The sequence below is a fragment of the Actinoplanes sp. NPDC024001 genome, assembly GCF_040638955.1.
In the GTDB taxonomy this organism is placed as follows: domain Bacteria; phylum Actinomycetota; class Actinomycetes; order Mycobacteriales; family Micromonosporaceae; genus Actinoplanes.
Map to the genome: position 1 here is coordinate 11,783 of NZ_JBEZZB010000042.1, position 17,837 is coordinate 29,619.

General features: G+C 71.7%; 10 protein-coding genes and 1 pseudogene. 4 read left to right on the forward strand and 7 right to left on the reverse strand.

Annotation, left to right across the window (positions count from 1 at the left end):
- Positions 1-60: 60 nt before the first annotated feature.
- Positions 61-4,971 (reverse strand): NAD-glutamate dehydrogenase, encoded by a 4,911-nt coding sequence (locus tag AB0F81_RS18385; RefSeq protein ID WP_360198605.1) that lies wholly within the window; start codon positions 4,969-4,971, stop codon positions 61-63.
- 223 nt (positions 4,972-5,194) lie between these two features.
- On the opposite strand from AB0F81_RS18385, the gene AB0F81_RS18390 reads away from it, so the two are divergent.
- Complete coding sequence (locus AB0F81_RS18390) at positions 5,195-7,102, forward strand: penicillin-binding transpeptidase domain-containing protein (RefSeq protein WP_360198608.1); 1,908 nt, start codon at positions 5,195-5,197, stop codon at positions 7,100-7,102.
- Between the two features lie 407 nt (positions 7,103-7,509).
- Here the strand turns inward: AB0F81_RS18390 and AB0F81_RS18395 are convergent.
- The 4 genes and pseudogenes from AB0F81_RS18395 to AB0F81_RS18410 all read right to left on the reverse strand — a co-directional run.
- A pseudogene (locus AB0F81_RS18395) lies at positions 7,510-8,598 on the reverse strand (arginase family protein); the annotation flags it as partial.
- 30 nt (positions 8,599-8,628) lie between these two features.
- Complete coding sequence (locus AB0F81_RS18400) at positions 8,629-9,579, reverse strand: tetratricopeptide repeat protein (RefSeq protein ID WP_360198611.1); 951 nt, start codon at positions 9,577-9,579, stop codon at positions 8,629-8,631.
- A gap of 84 nt (positions 9,580-9,663) precedes the next feature.
- Positions 9,664-11,337, reverse strand: a complete 1,674-nt coding sequence (locus tag AB0F81_RS18405; protein WP_360198614.1) for a methylmalonyl-CoA mutase family protein — start codon at positions 11,335-11,337, stop codon at positions 9,664-9,666.
- 282 nt (positions 11,338-11,619) lie between these two features.
- Positions 11,620-12,807 carry an NAD(P)/FAD-dependent oxidoreductase gene (locus AB0F81_RS18410; protein WP_360198617.1) on the reverse strand — a complete coding sequence of 396 codons (1,188 nt, stop codon included), beginning with the start codon at positions 12,805-12,807 and terminating at the stop codon, positions 11,620-11,622.
- A gap of 53 nt (positions 12,808-12,860) precedes the next feature.
- Between AB0F81_RS18410 and AB0F81_RS18415 the strand changes: the two genes are divergently transcribed.
- Positions 12,861-13,442: a PadR family transcriptional regulator gene (locus AB0F81_RS18415; protein WP_360198620.1), complete on the forward strand. Its 582-nt coding sequence runs from the start codon at positions 12,861-12,863 to the stop codon at positions 13,440-13,442.
- A 26-nt stretch (positions 13,443-13,468) separates the two neighbouring features.
- Here the strand turns inward: AB0F81_RS18415 and meaB are convergent, their stop codons facing one another.
- Both meaB and AB0F81_RS18425 read right to left on the reverse strand, forming a co-directional pair.
- Positions 13,469-14,440, reverse strand: coding sequence for a methylmalonyl Co-A mutase-associated GTPase MeaB (meaB, locus tag AB0F81_RS18420; protein WP_360198623.1), 972 nt, complete (start codon positions 14,438-14,440; stop codon positions 13,469-13,471).
- A 40-nt stretch (positions 14,441-14,480) separates the two neighbouring features.
- A complete protein-coding gene (locus AB0F81_RS18425) occupies positions 14,481-15,665 on the reverse strand; it encodes an acetyl-CoA C-acetyltransferase (RefSeq protein ID WP_360198625.1) in 1,185 nt (394 codons plus the stop codon).
- Between the two features lie 82 nt (positions 15,666-15,747).
- Between AB0F81_RS18425 and mce the strand changes: the two genes are divergently transcribed.
- Both mce and AB0F81_RS18435 read left to right on the forward strand, forming a co-directional pair.
- Entirely contained in the window at positions 15,748-16,215 is a 468-nt protein-coding gene (gene mce, locus AB0F81_RS18430; protein ID WP_360198628.1) for a methylmalonyl-CoA epimerase, read from the forward strand.
- Between the two features lie 281 nt (positions 16,216-16,496).
- Complete coding sequence (locus AB0F81_RS18435; protein ID WP_360198631.1) at positions 16,497-17,822, forward strand: cell division protein DivIVA; 1,326 nt, start codon at positions 16,497-16,499, stop codon at positions 17,820-17,822.
- The last annotated feature ends 15 nt before the right edge of the window (positions 17,823-17,837 follow it).

Consider the following 17,837-nt stretch of genomic DNA (forward strand, 5'->3'; position numbering starts at 1 on the left):
GGCCGGGAGCGGGACAGATGGGGGCGGCGGCCCGGCGGATGCCGGACGGCCGCCCCACCCTCACGACGCGGACGACGTCTTGACCAGTGTCCGGATCTGCCGCAGCAGCACCGACAACGCCGCCAGGTCGGCCGGCGAGTCATCCACGTTGCCCATCGCGTTCGACGCCCGGGCGATCGACGCCGCGTTGACCTGCTCCCACTCCGACACCCGGTCCTCCGGCGTCGCCGTCGACGGGGTCGACTGCAGCACCTCAGCGGTCAGGGCCGCCAACGCCGCGTACAGGTCGTAGCGCAGGGCCATGCGCGCCAGGGTCTGCCAGCGGTCACCGCGCGGCAGCCGGGAGATGTGCGACAGCAGCGCGTCCACGCCGAAGCGTTCGGAGAGGACGAAGTAGATCTCCGCCACCTCGCCCGCGTCGCGGTCGATCGCGGCCGCGGTCTCCAGGATGTCGAGCAGGCCGAAACCGTAGAAGACCCGGCTCACCGCCTCCGACAGCTCGGTGGGCACGCCCTTCTCGACCAGCGTGGCGACCCGCTGTTCCAGGGCGCGGCGTTCGCCGCCGACGACCAGGTGCGGCAGTCGCGGCAGCAGCTCGGAGACGCCGGGGCGCAGCTTGCCGATCTCGGCGGCCACGTCGATCGGCGAGCGGCGGGTGCTGACCAGCCAGCGTACGGCGCGGTCGAGCAGCCGCCGCGTCTCCAGGAAGACGAGTGTCTGCGCCGCGGTCGGCACCTGGTTGTCGAGCGCTTCCGCCGCCGCCCAGATGTCGCGCAGGCCGTAGACGTCGCGGATCACCACGTATGCCCGGATCACGTCGGCCGCGGACGCCCCGCTCTCCTCCATCGCCCGGAAGACGAAGGAGGTGCCGCCCCGGTTGACCACCTCGTTCACCAGCGCGGTGGAGATGATCTCCCGGCGCAGCCGGTGGCCGGCCATCCGGCCGGCGAAACGGTCCCGCAGCGGAGTCGGGAAGTACCGGGTGAGCACGTCGTTGGTCCAGGCCTCGTCGACGAGTTCGTCGGCGAGCACCGCACGCTCCAAACTGATCTTGACGTACGCCAGGAGCACCGCGAACTCCGGAGGCGTCAACCCGTCCCCCGCCTCGGACCGAGCCGCCAGCTCCCTGTCCGACGGCAGTGCCTCGAGTTCCCGGTTCAGCTCGCCGCGTTCCTCCAGCGACTTGAGCATCCGCCGGTGCACCGGCAGCAGCGAGTGCGCCTGGGCCCGGGCGTTGCCGAGCGCGGTCGCCTGCTCGTAGTTGTCGCGCAGCACCAGCGCGCCGACCTCGTCGGTCATCGCGGCGAGCAGCTCGTCGCGTTCCGGCATGGTCAGTTCGCCGTCGGTGACCGCCCCGCCCAGCAGGATCTTGATGTTGACCTCGTGGTCGGAGCAGTCGACGCCGGCCGAGTTGTCGATGAAGTCGGTGAAGACCCGGCCGCCGGAACGGGCGAACTCGATCCGGCCGCGCTGGGTGAGCCCCAGGTTGCCGCCCTCGCCGACCACCTTGACCCGCAGCTCGGAGCCGTTGACCCGGATCGCGTCGTTGGCCTTGTCGCCCACGTCGGCGTGCGACTCGGCGGACGCCTTCACATAGGTGCCGATGCCGCCGTTGAAGTACAGGTCGACCGGCGCCTTGAGGATGGCCCGCATCAGCTCGGCCGGGCTGATCGTGGTCACCGAGGCGTCCAGATCGAGCACCTCCCGCACCTGCGGGCTGACCGGGATCGACTTGGCGCCGCGCGGGTAGACCCCACCACCCTCGCTGAGCAGGGACTTGTCGTAGTCCGCCCAGGAGGACCGGGGCAGCTCGAACAGGCGCTTGCGCTCGGCGTACGAAATCTCCGGGTCGGGGCCGGGGTCCAGGAAGATGTGCCGGTGGTCGAAGGCCGCGACCAGCTTGATGTGCTGCGACAGCAGCATACCGTTGCCGAAGACGTCGCCGGACATGTCGCCGACGCCGACCACCGTGAAGTCCTGGGTCTGGGTGTCGACGCCCAGATCGCGGAAGTGTTTCTTGACCGACTCCCACGCGCCGCGGGCGGTGATGCCCATCTTCTTGTGGTCGTAGCCGGCCGAGCCGCCGCTGGCGAAGGCGTCGCCCATCCAGAAGTCCTTGCGGACCGAGATCTCGTTGGCGATGTCACTGAACGTCGCGGTGCCCTTGTCCGCGGCCACCACCAGGTACGGGTCGTCGCCGTCGTGGCGCACCACGTCCGGCGGCGGCACGATCTTGCCGCTCAGGATGTTGTCGGTGACGTCCATCAGCGCGGTGATGAACTGCTTGTAGCACTCCACCGCCTCGTCCCGGTCGCCCGGCTTCTGCTTGAGCACGAAGCCGCCCTTGGCGCCCACCGGCACGATCACCGCGTTCTTCACCATCTGCGCCTTGACCAGGCCGAGGATCTCGGTACGGAAGTCCTCCCGCCGGTCCGACCAGCGCAGACCGCCCCGGGCCACCGCACCGAAACGCAGGTGCACACCCTCGAACCGGGGCGAGTAGACGAAGATCTCGTACTTAGGACGGGGCTGCGGCAGGTCCGGGATGGCCTGCGGGTCGAGCTTGAACGCCACGTACGACTTGGGGCGCCCCTCGGCCCCGCGCTGGAAGAAGCTGGTCCGCAGGGTCGCCTCGATCAGCGTCAGGTACGAGCGCAGGATCCGGTCCTGGTCCAGGCTCTCCACCTGGTCGAGCAGCTCGGTGATCTCGGTGCGCAGCTCGGCCGCCCGGCGGGACCGCTCGGCCTCGCCGATCTGCAGCGCCGGTGAGAAGCGGGTCTCGAAGAGCCGCACCAGCAGGCCGGCGATCTCCGGGTACGCGGTGAACGTCGACTCCAGGTAGCGCTGCGAGAAGACGTTGCCGGCCTGGCGCAGGTACTTGGCGTAGGCGCGCAGCACCACGACCTGCCGCCAGGTGAACCCGGCCCGCAGCACCAGCTCGTTGAAGCCGTCCACCTCGGCCTCGCCCCGCCAGGCGGCCGCGAACGCGTTCTCCACCTGCGGCCGTACCTCGGACAACTCACGGTGCCCGGACGGTGGGAGCAGACCGAAGTCGTAGAGGTAGATGATGCCGTCGTCGCGGCGGATCTCGTACGGCCGCTCGTCGGTCACCCGGACGCCGAGCGAGTGCAGCACCGGCAGGACCGCGGAGAGCATCATCGGCTCGCCGTAGCGGTAGACCTTGAAACGGACGTCGCGCTCGTCCGGCTCGGGCGTCCCCTCGGGCCCCAGCCGGCGCCGGCGGAACAGGTGCATCGCCAGCTGGCCGGGCTCCTCCAGCAGCTCCAGCTTGGCCAGGTCCTGCATCCCCTCGTACGGGGTGTGGCTGTTCTTGTAGCTCTCCGGGTAGGCCGTCGAGTACCGGCTGAACAGCCGTTTCGCCGGCTCGTCGCCGAGTTTGCGCTCCAGCACCAGGGAGAAGTCGTCGTCCCACATCCGGGTCGCGTCGGCGAGCAGCTCGGCCAGCACGTTCGGGTCGATCTGCCCGGGCGGGGCGGCCGGGTCGGTGCGCACGATGAAGTGCACCCGCGCCAGCATCCGCTCGGTGACCCGGGTGGTGTAGTCGACGCCGATGCCGTTCAGCTCGCGCAGCAGGATCTCCTGCATGCGCAGCCGGTTACCGGTGGTGAACCGGTCGCGGGGCAGGTAGATGAGGCAGGAGATGAACCGCCCGTACTGGTCGCGGCGCAGGAACAGGCGCAGCTGCCGGCGGCCGGCCATCCGCAGGACGCCGATGACCGCCTCGTACAGATCATCGGTCTTGATCTGGAACAGCTCGTCGCGGGGGTAGGTCTCCAGGATCTGCAGCAGGTCCTTGCCGGAGTGGCCGCGCGGCGACAGGCCGGAGCGGTCCATCACCTCCTGCACCTTGCGCTTGACCACCGGCAGCTGGCGCACGCTGGTCCGGTAGGCCGAGCTGGAGAACAGGCCGAGGAAGCGCCGCTCGCCGGTCACGTTGCCGGCCTCGTCGAAGACCTTCACGCCGATGTAGTCGAGGTAGGCGGAGCGGTGCACGGTGGCCCGCGAGTTCGCCTTGGTGATCACGAGGAGCCGCTTCTCGAGCGCCCGCTCGTAGGCTTCCTGGGCCATCTCCGAGGCCAGCCTGCGCGGCTTGCTCGCCCCGCGCAGGATGCCCAGCCCGGTACCCGGCACCGCGCTCAGCACGCCGCCGTCCAGCCGGTACTCGCGGTAGCCCAGGAAGGTGAAGTGGTCGTCGGCCAGCCACCTGAGCAGCTCGATCGAGTCCTTGACGTCCTTGTCCGGAACCGGGAGGGAGGTCACCCCGGACAGCTCCTCGGAGATGGCCACCGCCCGCTGGCGCATCCGCGGCCAGTCCTCCACCGCGTCCCGGACGTCGGTGAGCACCCGGCGTACCTCGTTGAGCAGCTGGTCGCGCGCCTCCGCGCGGCGCACCGGATCGATCTCGATCCGGATCCAGCTCTCCACCAGGTCGCCCTCGATCGCGTCGTCCGGCTCGACCTCGGACTCCAGCTGGGCGAGCGCGCCGAGCGGCTCGCGGCGCACCACGATCAACGGGTGCACCAGCAGGTAGACCTGCAGGTTGTGCGCGGTGAGCAGGGCGATCACCGAGTCCACCAGGAACGGCATGTCATCGGTGACGATCTGCAGGACGCTGTGCCCCTGCGGGCCGGTCGGCTCGGTGATGGCGAGCTTCAGCTCACCGGGCAGCCGGTTCTGCGCGAGTTCGCGGTGCTCCAGCGCCGCCGCGTACATCTCGTCGGGTGAATAACCGACCAGCTCCTCGTCGGGGGCGAACCGCCAGAAGCGGCCGACCAGCGACGCGGTGGTGTGGTCCTCACCCGCTCGCTGCACCGCCTGCGCCACCAGCCGCTCGGCGTCGGGCAGGGGCTCGTCGAGCTCTCCTGATTCGGTGGATGTCCCTAGGCGGGCCGATACAAAAGTCGGCACAGTCTGATCAGCATCGGTCGCTGCCTCGTCGGCGACAGCCATGGCCTGGCGCTCCCCTCACCCACGGCACTGTGGGTTCGAACGTGTCGAGCACAGCCTAGAACGACCGGCCCGGCACCCCTCACACCCCGGGTGTGCCAGCACGGTGATGTGCCGGTTTGCCGAGTATCACCCGCTGCGGGTCAGCATGACGGGCGTGTGCCTACTACGGTTCGATCTGCTACCCAGGGTTGCTGCTTTTCTACCCACAGGGAAAGGAACGGTAATGCGTCGCACCTCCGCCGGTCTGGCCGCGCTATTTCTGCTCGTCACGGCCGGGTTGACCGGATGCTCGGCGGATCCGCCGGAGGACACCGTCAAGGCCTTCGTCGAGGGCTGGCGGGCGGGCAAGCTCGACGCCGTCGGGTTCGTGACCGCGGGCGGCGGCAAGATCGCCGCACCCGAGGTGCTGACCGGCATCCGGGAGCTCTACGGCGACCTGGCCACGCAGCCGCTCGAGGTCACGGTGGCCGGCGAGTCGAAGACCACCGGCGACGACGCGACCACGCCGATCACCCTGAAGTGGACACTGCCCGGTGGGGTGAGCTGGACGTACCCCAGCACCGTGCGCACCACCAAGGCCGGCAGCGACGGCTGGCGGGTGATCTGGGAACCGGCCGTCGTCCAGCCCGAGATGGCCGCCGGCGACAAGCTCCGGCTGCGCCGGGTGGCGTCGCAGCGGGCCAGCATCCTGGGCGCGGACGGCAAGGCCCTGTTCGGCCCGCAGAAGGTGGTGACGATCGGGGTCAGCCCGGAGAAGATCACCGACCTGGCCGCGCTGCAGAAAGGCCTGACCGCGGCGTTCAAGAAGGTCGACGTCCAGGTGGACATGGCCGGCCTGAAAGCCAAGATCGACGCCGCCGACCCGGGTGCCTTCATCGACCTGGTCACCCTGCGCCGGCCGCTCTACAACCAGATCCGCTCCGAGGTCCGCCCGCTGCCCGGCACCGTCTTCCGGGAGGAGACCCGGCAGCTCGCGCCGACCCGCGAGTTCGCCCGGGCGCTGCTCGGCACCGTCGACCCGGCGACCAAGGAGGACATCGAGGCCCGCCCGGAGACCCTGGCCGTCGGCGACCAGGTCGGGCACGGCGGTCTCCAGGAGAAGTACGACGCGGTGCTGCGCGGCACCCCCGGCCTGTCGGTGGACATCTCCCGGGAGGCCGCCGACGGCGAGACCGAGGCCGCCCCGGTCTTCACCTCCGAACCGGTCGACGGCAAGCCGATCAAGGTGACCCTGGACACCGCCGCCCAGAACGCCGCCGACCGGGCGCTCGCCGGGGAGAAGCAGCCCAGCTCGATGGTGGCGATCCGGATCAGCGACGGCGCGGTGCTGGCCACCGCGAACGGGCCGGACGCCGGTGGGGTGAACACGGCGCTGACCGGCCAGGTGCCGCCCGGCTCGGTCTACAAGATGGTCTCCGCCTACGGGCTGCTCAAGAGCGGCGCGGTGAAGTCGGACACGGTCGTCGACTGCCCGAAGACGTTCAACGTGGACGGCCGCGATTTCAAGAACTCGCACGACCAGGCGCTCGGCAAGGTGCAGTTCCACGTGAACTTCGCCAAGTCCTGCAACACCGCGTTCGCCTCGCTGGCGCCGAAGCTGGGCTCGGCCGGGCTCCAGGAGGCGTCCACCGCGCTCGGCATCGGCGGCACCTGGGACCTGGGCATCGAGGCCTACACCGGGCAGGTCTCCGACGGCGGCACCGGGACCGAGCTGGCCGCCGCCACCTTCGGTCAGGGCAGCACGGTGGTCAGCCCGATCGCCATGGCCGCGGCGACCGCGGCGGTCGCCAAGGGCCAGTCCCAGCCGCCCAAGCTGGTCCTGGACCCGGCGCCGGCCAAGGCCGGCAGCGCCGGCCCGCAGCTCGACCAGGCCGCGGTGGGCGCGTTGCGCACGATGATGCGCGAGGTCGTCACGAGCGGCACGGGTACGGCGTTGCGCGGCGTCCCCGGAAAGCCGGTGCACGGCAAGACCGGCACCGCCGAGTTCCAGACCGGGTCGGAGGCGACCCACTCGTGGTTCGTCGGCTACCAGGGTGATGTGGCGTTCGCGGTGATGGTGCAGCAGGGCGGCGCCGGCTCGGAGGCGGCGGTCCCGATCGTGCAGCGCTTCCTCACCAACCTGAACAAGTAACGATCAGCGGGTCGCTCTCAGGCCGCGCCGCTCGGGAAGCCGGGCGGCGGGGCCGGCAGGGCGCCCACGGCCGGCGGATCCAGCGGTGGCCGGGGCCGCAGCATGCCGGGCCGGGTCGCGGGCAACGGCTCCGAGTCGAGCAGCGGCGCCGAGCCGAGCGGGCGCGACAGCATCCGCACGTCCACGCGCTCGGGCTCTCCCGCGCTGTCCTTCCCGGGCTCCGCCGGCTCGCCGTGCACCACCGCGACGGCTGCGGGTTCGACCGGTTCGTCGCTTTGCGCCGTGGTCTCGAACACCTCGTCGCCGGCCGGCTCAGCCGTGTCCTCCTCCGCCGCACCGGTCCCGCCAGGAAGATCCGAAGCATCCGTGTCGGGCTGATCACTTTCAGCCACGACCGAAGCGGGTGACTCCTCCTCAGCGGACGGTTCCGGCGCCTGCGGCTCGGCCTGCGGCTCCGGCGTCTCCCGCTCCGGAGCCTCCCGATCCGGAGCCTCCCGCTCCGGCTCGGCTTCCCACTCCGGATCGGGCCCGGCGCCTGCGGTTGCCAGGTCCCGGCGGGCCGCGATCAGGTCGGGCCGGGGAACCGTCGTGCGGACCGGCGCCAGCCCGGCGACCACGGTGGACGTGATCTCCGCCGCGTACCGACCGTCGGGGTCGTAGTCGGGGTCGAAGACGGTGATCTCGACGCCCAGGCAGTGCGGCGACTCGACCAGCCCGTTGAGCAGCAGCTCCAGCTCGGGGAAGGCGATGCCGCCCGGGTCGGGGGCGTCCACCGCCGGCATCACCGCCGGGTCCAGCACGTCGACGTCGACGTGCACCCAGTAACCGGCGCAGTCGACGAGCTGGTCGCGGGCCCACTGCGCGCTGCGGGCGGCGCCCTCGGCGCGCAGGGCCGGCACCGGGCGGGTCACGATCCCGGCGGCCTGCAGGTCCAGCCGGTACTCGTCCTGGGCGCGGATGCCGAGGACCACCACGTCGACGTCCCGGAAGTACGGCCGGCGGCTCTCGATCGCGGCCAGGTCGGCCTGCCCGCGGCCGGTGACCAGAGCCAGGTCCTCACCGGCCGCCGCACCCACGTAGGAGGCGTTGCCGGGATGCCGGAAGTCGGAGTGACCGTCCACGAAGACCAGGCCGATCCGGCCGCCGACCGCCTCACCGAGACGGTGCATGGCGAGACCGGATCCGATCAGGATGGAGCAGTCGCCGCCCAGCACCACCGGGAACTCGCCGCCGTCGATGATCGTCCCGATCCGGTCGGCGAGCGCCCGCGAGTAGGCGGCGATCTCCTGCGCGTGCGCCACCCCGTCGCCGGGACGCCAGTCGCCCGGGTCGTACCGCGGCGGGGTGAGGCAGCCGGCGTCGCGGGCGTGCAGCTTGGTGATCAGGCCCTGATCGCGGAGGGCGCCGGGCGCCTTGGCGCAGCCCGGCACCGACGTCGCGGTCGGCGGGCGCAGGCCGAGATTGGACGGCGCGTCCAGAACGGCGATGCGGCGCACGACGCCCCCCTTCGCTAGAAAAGGCGCGGTCTAGAAGAGCGCGCTGGCCAGCGCGCGACGCGCGCCCGCCACCGCGGGATCCTCCGGACCGGCCACGCTGAACAGCGACAGCAGATGCTTGCGTACGGCGTCGCGCTCGTCCCCACTGGTTCGCTTGACCAGGGCGACCAACCGCGCGTAAGCCTGCTCGGCCTGACCGCTGAGCACCTCGATGTCCGCGGCGAGCCGCTGGGCGTCGATGTCGTCGGGGTCGGCCTCGGCCTTGGCCAGCGCGGTCGCCGGGTCGGCGCCGCTGATCCGGCGGTAGAGCTCTACCTGCGCCAGGCCGGACTCGGCGGCGGCGTCGGCCGGCGACTCGGCGAGAATCTTCCGGTACGCCGCCTCGGCCGCGTCCAGGTCGCCGGTCATCAGGGCGTCGTCGGCCGCGTCCAGCCGGGGGTCCTCCGGGGCCGCCACGCTGACCCCGGCCGCCTTCAGCACCGCGTCGATGTACTGCCGGATCTGGGCCTCGGGCAGCACGCCGGTGAAGCCCTCGACCGGCTGCCCGCCGATCACCGCGGTCACCATCGGGATGCCCTGCACCCGGAAGACCTGAGCGAGCCGCGGGTTGGCGTCCACATCGACCTTGCCGAGGAGCCAGGCCCCCGCGTACTCCCCCGCCAGCTTCTCCAGCACCGGGGAGAGCTGCTTGCACGGCTCGCACCAGTCGGCCCAGAAGTCCAGCAGGATCGGCGTGGTCAACGACCGCTCCAGGACGGACTGGAAGTTCGCCTCGGTGACCTCGATGACGGTTTCCGGGGTGACGCCCGGGACGGTGCCCGGGACCGGAGCGCCGGTCGCGGGGGCGCCACCGGCCGGGTCGCCGCCGTTCGAGGCGGGACGGCTCGGTGCGGCGGGTTTGGCCGGGGCCGAGGGGCGCAGCGTGCTGAGATCGACCGCGCCGCGGGTGAAGATCGACGGAGTGGTCCGTGGGTCGCTCATGGTTACCTAGTCTCGCACGCTGTCCAGCCTGTTCGCGCCGCCACCAGCCGCCCGATATCGGACGTCACAGCCCCCGGTCCGGGACTAGAAGCGGGCCGGCTCCCGGTACACCCCCCACTCGTCCTTGAGGACGCCACAGATCTCGCCGAGAGTGGCCTCGGCACGGGCCGCGTCGAGCATGGCGGGAATCATGTTCTCGCCGGTCCGCGCGACGGCCACCAGGTGCTCGAGGGCCGCTTTCACCCGTACCCCGTCGCGGTTGCTCTTGCGAGCGCCCAGCTCGCGCCGCTGTGCGACCTCGACCTCGTGGGACACGCGCAGGATCTCGAGCTCCTTGGCGACGGTGCCGGTGTGCGCGTTGACCCCGACCACCTTCTTGTCGCGCTTCTCGACCGCCTGCTGATAGGCGAAGGCCGCCTCGGCGATGTTCGCGGTGAACCAGCCGTCCTCGATGCCGCGCAGAATGCCGGCGGTGAGGCTGCCGTCGTGACCGAGCTCGCGGATCCGGGTGAAGATCTCCTCGGCCTCCGCCTCGATCCGGTCGGTGAGCGCCTCCACGTACCATGACCCGCCGAGCGGGTCGGCCACATTGACCACCCCGGTCTCCTCCATGATCACCTGCTGGGTACGCAGGGCGATCTCGGCGGACTCGTCGGTGGGCAGCGCGAGCGTCTCGTCGAGCGCGTTGGTGTGCAGCGAGTTGGTGCCGCCGAGCACCGCCGCGAGGGCCTCGACCGCGGTCCGCACCACGTTGTTCACCGGCTGCTGCGCGGTCAGCGAGACCCCGGCGGTCTGCGTGTGGAACTTCAGCCACAGTGCTTTCTCACTGGTGGCGCCGTAGTCCTCGCGCAGGTGCCGGGCCCAGATCCGGCGGGCGGCCCGGAACTTGGCGATCTCCTCGAAGAAGTCGACGTGCGCGTCGAAGAAGAAGCTCAGGCCCGGCGCGAAGGTGTTCACGTCCAGCCCCCGGGACAGGCCCAGCTCGACGTAGCCGAAGCCGTCGGCCAGCGTGTAGGCCAGCTCCTGCGCGGCGGTCGAGCCGGCCTCGCGGATGTGGTAGCCGCTGACGCTCAGCGGCTTGTACTTCGGGATCTCCCGCGCGCAGTACTCCATCAGGTCGCCGATCAGGCGCAGGTGCGGCTCCGGTTCGAAGAGCCACTCCTTCTGCGCGATGTACTCCTTGAAGATGTCGGTCTGCAGGGTGCCGTCGAGCTTGCTCAGGTCGGCGCCCTGACGCTCGGCGGCCACCAGGTACATGCAGAAGATCGGCACGGCCGGGCCGGAGATGGTCATGCTGGTGGTGACGTCCTGCAGCGGGATGCCCTCGAAGAGCACGTCCATGTCGGCGGCCGAGTCGATCGCGACGCCGCAGTGGCCGACCTCGCCGAGCGACTGCGGCTCGTCCGAGTCGCGGCCCATCAGCGTCGGCATGTCGAAGGCCACGCTGAGCCCGCCGCCGCCGGCCGCGAGGATCATCTTGTAGCGCTCGTTGGTCTGCCGGGCGTTGCCGAACCCCGCGAACTGGCGGATGGTCCAGGTCCGGCCGCGGTAGCCGGTGGGATAGAGCCCCCGGGTGTACGGGAACTCGCCCGGCCAGCCGATGCGCTCGAATCCGGGGTAGGCCATGCCGTCGGGTGGCCCGTAGACGGGGTCGACCGTCGAACCGGAGAGCGTGGTGAAGTCGGCGTCCCGCTTGCGGGCCGCATCGTAGCGCCGTTGCCAGCGCTCCCGGCCGGCGGCGATCTCGGCAGCGTCCATGCCGACACCGTAGCGCAGAACTGAACGATCATTAAGGCTATGACCCAGGCGGGATGGTCAGCTTGAGATCAATCTTTCGGAATGTCCGCTAACCGGTTCTGTCGTTCCAGCGCTTGATCACGGAGAGTGGACCCGAACGGCCCCCCAAGGCCCCGGTGGCGACCGCCACGCCGCCGGGGCAACGCCTCTTCGTGAGCTCACCGCCGGTCGACCCGAACCGCCCGATCGGCGGCGGAGAAGCGCCCGGCGGGCCGCCGGCCCGCGCCCGCCCGACCGGTGGCGTCAGCGGCTGGCGGCGAGGTGAGGCAGCCGGTGCTCGAGAATCCAGGCCTGCGGATCGCCGCGCCGATGCAGGCGCCTCATGATCACCGGCAGCACGGCGTCCCGGACCGCCGCCCCCACCGGGCCCAGCACCTTCGTGTTGCTGGACCGCCGGCCGTACGCCACCACCTTCTCCACCCGGGGCCGGCGCGCCGACTCGTAGGCGGCGAGCGCCGCCGGCAGCTCGGGCTGTGCCAGCAGGCAGTGACCGAGAACCACGGCATCCTCCAGCGCCATCGACGCGCCCTGCCCCGAGGACGGCGCCACGGCGTGTGCGGCATCGCCGACCAGCACCACCCGATCGTCGTGCCAGACCCGGACCCGGTGCAGATCCCGGGTGTTCCACGGCCCCAGGATCTCGTCGGACGCCGCGACCAGGTCACCGGCCGGCTCCCCCGCGAACAGCTCGAGCAGGTGGGCCCGCCAGGCAGCCGGTGAGAACTCGCCCGGCGCCACCGGCCGCTTGCGCGGTGGATTGGCGAACCACCAGACCGTGCCGTCCGGCGCGCTCGCCCACCCGAAGAAGGCCCGGCGCCCGAACGCCATCTGCATCACCCCGGCCGGCGGCCCGGCCACCGGCCCGGCGGTGAAACCCCCGGCATTGAGCAGGCCGAGATAGTGCGGCGCCGGCGCGTGCGGATTCAACACCTCCCGGGTACGCGAGTGCAGCCCGTCCGCACCGACGAGCAGGTCAGCGGAGTCGGTGCGGCCGTCCTCGAACGCCGCGGTCACCTCACCGGCACCACTGACGACGCCGGCGAGGCGGCCGCCGTAGACGATCGGGACGTCGTGCGCCTTCGCCTGCGAGCGCAGTGACGCGTAGAGGTCGGCGCGGCGGATCGTCACGGTGGTCGTGCCGTCCGGCAGCGGACCGCCCAGCGGCACCTCGGCCAGCAGCCGCCCGGACGCCGCGCGCAGGGCGATCGTCGGCGTGGGGAAGCCTCGCTCCAGCACCCGGGCCGGGTCGAGCCCGAGCGAGCGCAACGCGTTGACCCCGTTCACCGCGAGGGTCACGAAGGCGCCCCGCTCGTCGGCGCCGCGCTCCTTCGCCTCGTGGACCACCGGATCAAAGCCGGCGTGCCGCAGCGCGACGGCCGTGGCGGTGCCCGCGATGCCGCCGCCGATCACCAGGGCTCTTCTCTTAGTCATAAAATTACTATTGATGAGGTGACTATGCCGCGTCAAGGCCTAAGCTGGCCGCCATGAAGCGGTCCCCTCTGGCGATGGTTCTGCTGGCTCTGCTGGTGGAGGCGCCGATGCACCCGTACCGGATGCAGCAGGTGATCAAGCAGCGCGGCCAGGACCAGCTGGTCAACGTGGCGCAGCGCAACAGCGTGTATCAGACCCTCGACCGGCTGGTCCGGGAGAACCTGGCGCGTGCCGGCGAGACGAGCCGCGAACCCGGGCGCCCGGAGCGGACCGTCTACGAGGTCACCGAGGAGGGCGCGGCGACCCTGCGCCGCTGGCTGCTCGAGATGCTGCCGGAGCCGGCCCGCGAGTTCCCCGAGCTCCCGGTCGCCCTGGCCTTCCTGCCGCTGCTCACCCCGGCCGAGACGCGGGACCTGCTGCTACGCCGCGCCGAGGTGCAGGAGCAGCGGGCCGCCGCCATCACCGCCCAGGCCCCGGCCGGGCTGCCCCGCATCTTCCTCATCGAGGACGAGTACCGGCTGGCAGCGCTCCGCGCCGAGATCACCTGGCTCCGCGGCGTCGCCGCCGACCTGCACGACGGGACGCTGCACTGGGACCGTGAGCTGATCGACGAGACGCTCGCCCGATTCGGCTGAGGCGTGCGGCCGCGTACCGAAAAGGATCAGCGAGAGGGACGCGCGTCGAGGCTCGCGAGAAGCTCGTCGGCCGCGCTGTAGGGATCGAGGTCGCCGGCGGCGACCCGCGCGGCCAGCTCGCCCAGGGTGGTGCCCTCGCGCAGGTCGCCCATCCGGGCCCGCAGGGTGCCGAGGGCGAGCGCGGAGACCTCGGCCGCGGCCCGCTGCTCCCGGCGGGTGCGCAGGTTGCCGCTGCTCTCCAGCCAGTCGCGGTGCTTGCCGATCGCGGCGACCACGTCGTCGACGCCCTCACCCTTGGCGGCGACGGCGCGGACCACCTGGGGACGCCAGTCGCCCGGGTCGCGCTCGCCGAGGGCGAGCATGCCCTGGATGTCGCGGTAGGTGGCGTCGGCGCCCGGGCGGTCGGCCTTGTTGATGACGAAGACGTCGGCGATCTCCAGGACGCCGGCCTTGACGGCCTGGATGGCGTCGCCCATGCCGGGGGCCAGCAGGACCAGCGTGGTGTCGGCGAGGGAGGCGATCTCGACCTCGGCCTGGCCGACCCCGACCGTCTCGACGAGCACGACGTCGCAGCCGGCGCCTTCCAGGACGCGGACCGCCTGCGGGGTGGCCGCGGAGAGACCGCCGAGCTGACCGCGACTGGACATCGAGCGGATGTAGACGCCGGAGTCCGCGGTGTGCTCGGTCATCCGCACCCGGTCGCCGAGGATCGCGCCGCCGCTGAACGGGCTGGACGGGTCGACCGCGAGCACGCCGACCCGGGCGCCCTGTTCGCGCAGGACGCGGACCAGCTCGTTGGTCGTGGTCGACTTGCCCACGCCGGGCGCGCCGGTCAGGCCGATCACCTGGGCGCGGCCCGCGTGGGGCGCCATCGCGGCGGCGACCTCGGGCAGGGCCGGGTCGCCGTTCTCCACCAGGCTGATCAGCCGGGCCACCGAGCGCGGGTCGCCCTCCCGGGCTTTCGCGACCAGAGTGGGCACGTCCCGGGATCGGGTCACCGCTGAACCTCCTCGCCCGCGGCGGCCGGGCGCCGCACCGTCACGCCGACGGTACCTTGATGATCAGGGCGTCGCCCTGGCCACCGCCACCGCACAGCCCGGCGGCGCCGATGCCGCCGCCGCGCCGCTGCAGCTCCAGAGCCAGGGTCAGCACCAGCCGGGCGCCGGACATGCCGATCGGGTGACCGAGAGCGATCGCCCCGCCGTTCACGTTGACGATGTCCTCCTCCACCTTCAGCTCGCGCATCGACTGGAGGACCACCTGGGCGAACGCCTCGTTGATCTCGATCAGGTCGAGGTCGTCCACGGTGAGCCGGGCCTTCTGCAGGGCGTGCTTGATGGCGTTGGCCGGCTGGGACTGCAGCGAGCTGTCCGGGCCGGAGACGTTGCCGTGCGCGGTGATCTCGGCGAGCCAGGTGAGACCGAGCTGTTTCGCCTTCTTCTTGCTCATCACCACGACCGCGGCGGCGCCGTCGGAGATCGGCGACGAGCTGGCCGCGGTGATGGTGCCGTCGGGGGTGAACGCGGGACGCAGGCCGGCCAGCGACTCGGCGGTGGTGTCCGGCCGCACACCCTCGTCGGTCTCCACCGGCTCGGTGGCGCCGCGGCCGCCGGCCGGGACCGGGGTGATCTCCTCGGCGAACCGGCCCTCGCGCTGGGCGGCGGCGGCCCGCTGGTGGCTGAGCGCGGCGAACGCGTCCTGGTCGGCGCGGGTGATGCCGAGCCCGACACCGCTCGCCTCGGTCGACTCGCCCATCGAGATCCCGGCCCACGGGTCCATCAGGCCGTCGAAGGCGGTGTGGTCGCGCACCAGCACGTCACCGAACTTGCGGCCCTGCCGCTGGTCGGTGAGCAGGTGCGGCGCGTTGGTCATCGACTCCATCCCGCCGGCCACCACCACGTCGAACTCGCCGGCCCGGATGAGCTGGTCGGCCAGGGCGATCGCGTCGATGCCGGACAGGCACACCTTGTTGACGGTGAGCGCGGGCGTGGTCATCGGGATGCCGGCGGCCACCGCGGCCTGCCGGGCCGGGATCTGGCCGCAGCCGGCCTGCAGCACCTGGCCCATGATCACGTACTGCACCAGCTCGGGAGCGACGCCGCCGCGCCGCAGGGCCGCCGCGATCGCGTGGCCGCCGAGCGCGGTGGCGGGCAGGTGCTTGAGGTTCCCGAGCAGGCGCCCCATCGGGGTCCGGGCGCCACTGACGATCACGGAACTGGTCACGGTCTCGATCCCATCTGCGACGACCGAGTACTGGGGGATACCCGGCTGGCCTTAACGATGACTCAGGTTCGAGACTAACCGCATGACAGACGTCTCACCGAGTGCCAGCGCGTCCGACAATGTCACATTCTCCGATATCGAATTGCTGCGCATCGACCACGTCGGCATCGCCGTGCCCGATCTGGACGAGGCCATCCGCTTCTACGCGGAAAACTTCGGTTTGCGGTGCGTGCACGAAGAGACCAACGACGAGCAGGGCGTACGGGAGGCGATGCTCGCGGTCGGCGACGGCACCGGCCCCCGGCTCCAGCTGCTGGCCCCGGCCCGCCCGGACTCGGCGATCGCCAAGTTCCTCGACCGCAACGGCCCGGGCCTGCAACAACTGGCCTACACCGTGGCCGATGTGAAGGTCGCCGCGGACAGGCTGCGGGCTCGCGGACTCCGCCTTCTCTACGACGAGCCGCGCCGTGGCACCGGCGGCTCGCGAATCAACTTCGTGCACCCCAAGGACGCCGGCGGGGTCCTGGTGGAGCTGGTCGAACCCGCCTGAGGGGGTCCACCGCGCGGGTGATTCCTCCTGACTCGGACCCGGCCGCCTGGCAGGATCGTCGCCATCGAGCGGCGCCGCCGGCGTGGGCGGCCGGTCCCCGATCGCCCGAAGCCCCGAGTGGGCAGGTGGCAAGGGGACGACACCGCGCCGACCGGTGAGTCGAGGGCCCGCCGCCGTTCGGCCCGGGGCCCGGCTACGCTCCAGGTCAAAGCTGATCTACGATGCGGTTCGGATGCTCATCCGCTCTTGCATGTCCGCCCCCTTCTCGCCAGGATGGCGCAATGCCCCAGCAGCAGGATCAAAACCTGGCCTTCTTCGAGACCGCCAACTCGCAGCACGACTTCACTGTTGTCCTGCGGGGTTACGACCGTCACCAGGTCGACGGACACATCGGCCGGCTGCTCGCCGCGCTGAACCAGTCCGAGCAGGCTCGCGGCGAGGCCGAGCAGCGGATGAACGACGCCCAGCGTCGTCTGCGCCAGGCCGAGCAGCGGCTCAGCGCGCTGGAGCAGAAACTCGCCGACAGCAACAAGTTGCTGGAGGAGAACAACCGTCCCACTCTGTCCGGGCTGGGCACCCGGGTGGAGCAGATCCTGCGTCTCGCCGAGGAGCAGGCGAACGACCACCGCAGTGAGGCGAAGCGCGAGTCGGAGGGCATCCTCTCGGCCGCCCGGCTCGAGGCGCGGGAGATCACCGACAAGGCGCGCGCCGAGGCGGCGGCCATGAAGGCCACCGCCGAGCGCGAGGCCGGCCAGGTGCGCACGCACGCCGAGCGGGAGGCCGCGGAGACCCGCGTGCAGGCCCGCCGCGAGGCGGACACGTTGCGGTCGGACGCCGATCGCGAGACCAAGCAGTTGCGTACGGTGACCGCGCACGAGGTCGCCGAGCTGAAGTCGACCGTGGAGCGGGAGGTCTCGTCGCTGCGGGCCACCGCGGAGCGGGAGATCACTCAGGCCCGGGCGAAGGCGGCCCGCGAGGCCGAGGAGAAGCGCGCCGAGGCGACCAAGCTGCTCACCGACGCGCGGGACAAGCGCGACAAGGACCTGCAGGCGCTGGCCCTGGAGATCGCCGAGCGCCGGGAGAAGGCCGAGCGCGAGGAGTCCGAGCGGCACGCCGCCCAGGTCTCGGCGACGCAGAAGATGGTGGCCGAGGCCGAGGAGCGTGCCCGCGCCGCCGAGGACCGGGCCAAGGAGATCGAGCAGCGCGCCGAGAGCCGCCGCGTCGAATCCGAGCGCAACGCGGCCGAGGTCGTGGAGAAGGCCCGGGCACTGGCCGAGAAGACCGTCACCGAGGCGCGTGCCGAGGCGAACCGTCAGCTGAGCGAGGCACGGACCGAGGCGGAGCTGACCACGCAGGCGGCGCGCCGCGAGGTCGAGGATCTCACCCGCCAGAAGGACGCGGTCACCAACCAGCTGGGCCAGATGCTGTCCGGTCTCTCCGGGCTGGTCCCGGGCGTCCCGGCCGCGCCGGCTGCCGCCGAGGCCGCCGCGAAGCAGGCCGCCGAGGCGCCGGCGCAGCGGGCGCCCGAGCAGCCCGCCGAGCAGCCTGAGCAGCAGGAGAAGGCGGAGGCCGGCGAGGAGCCGGTGGCCGCCAAGACCAACTCTTGATCGACCCGCATTCCG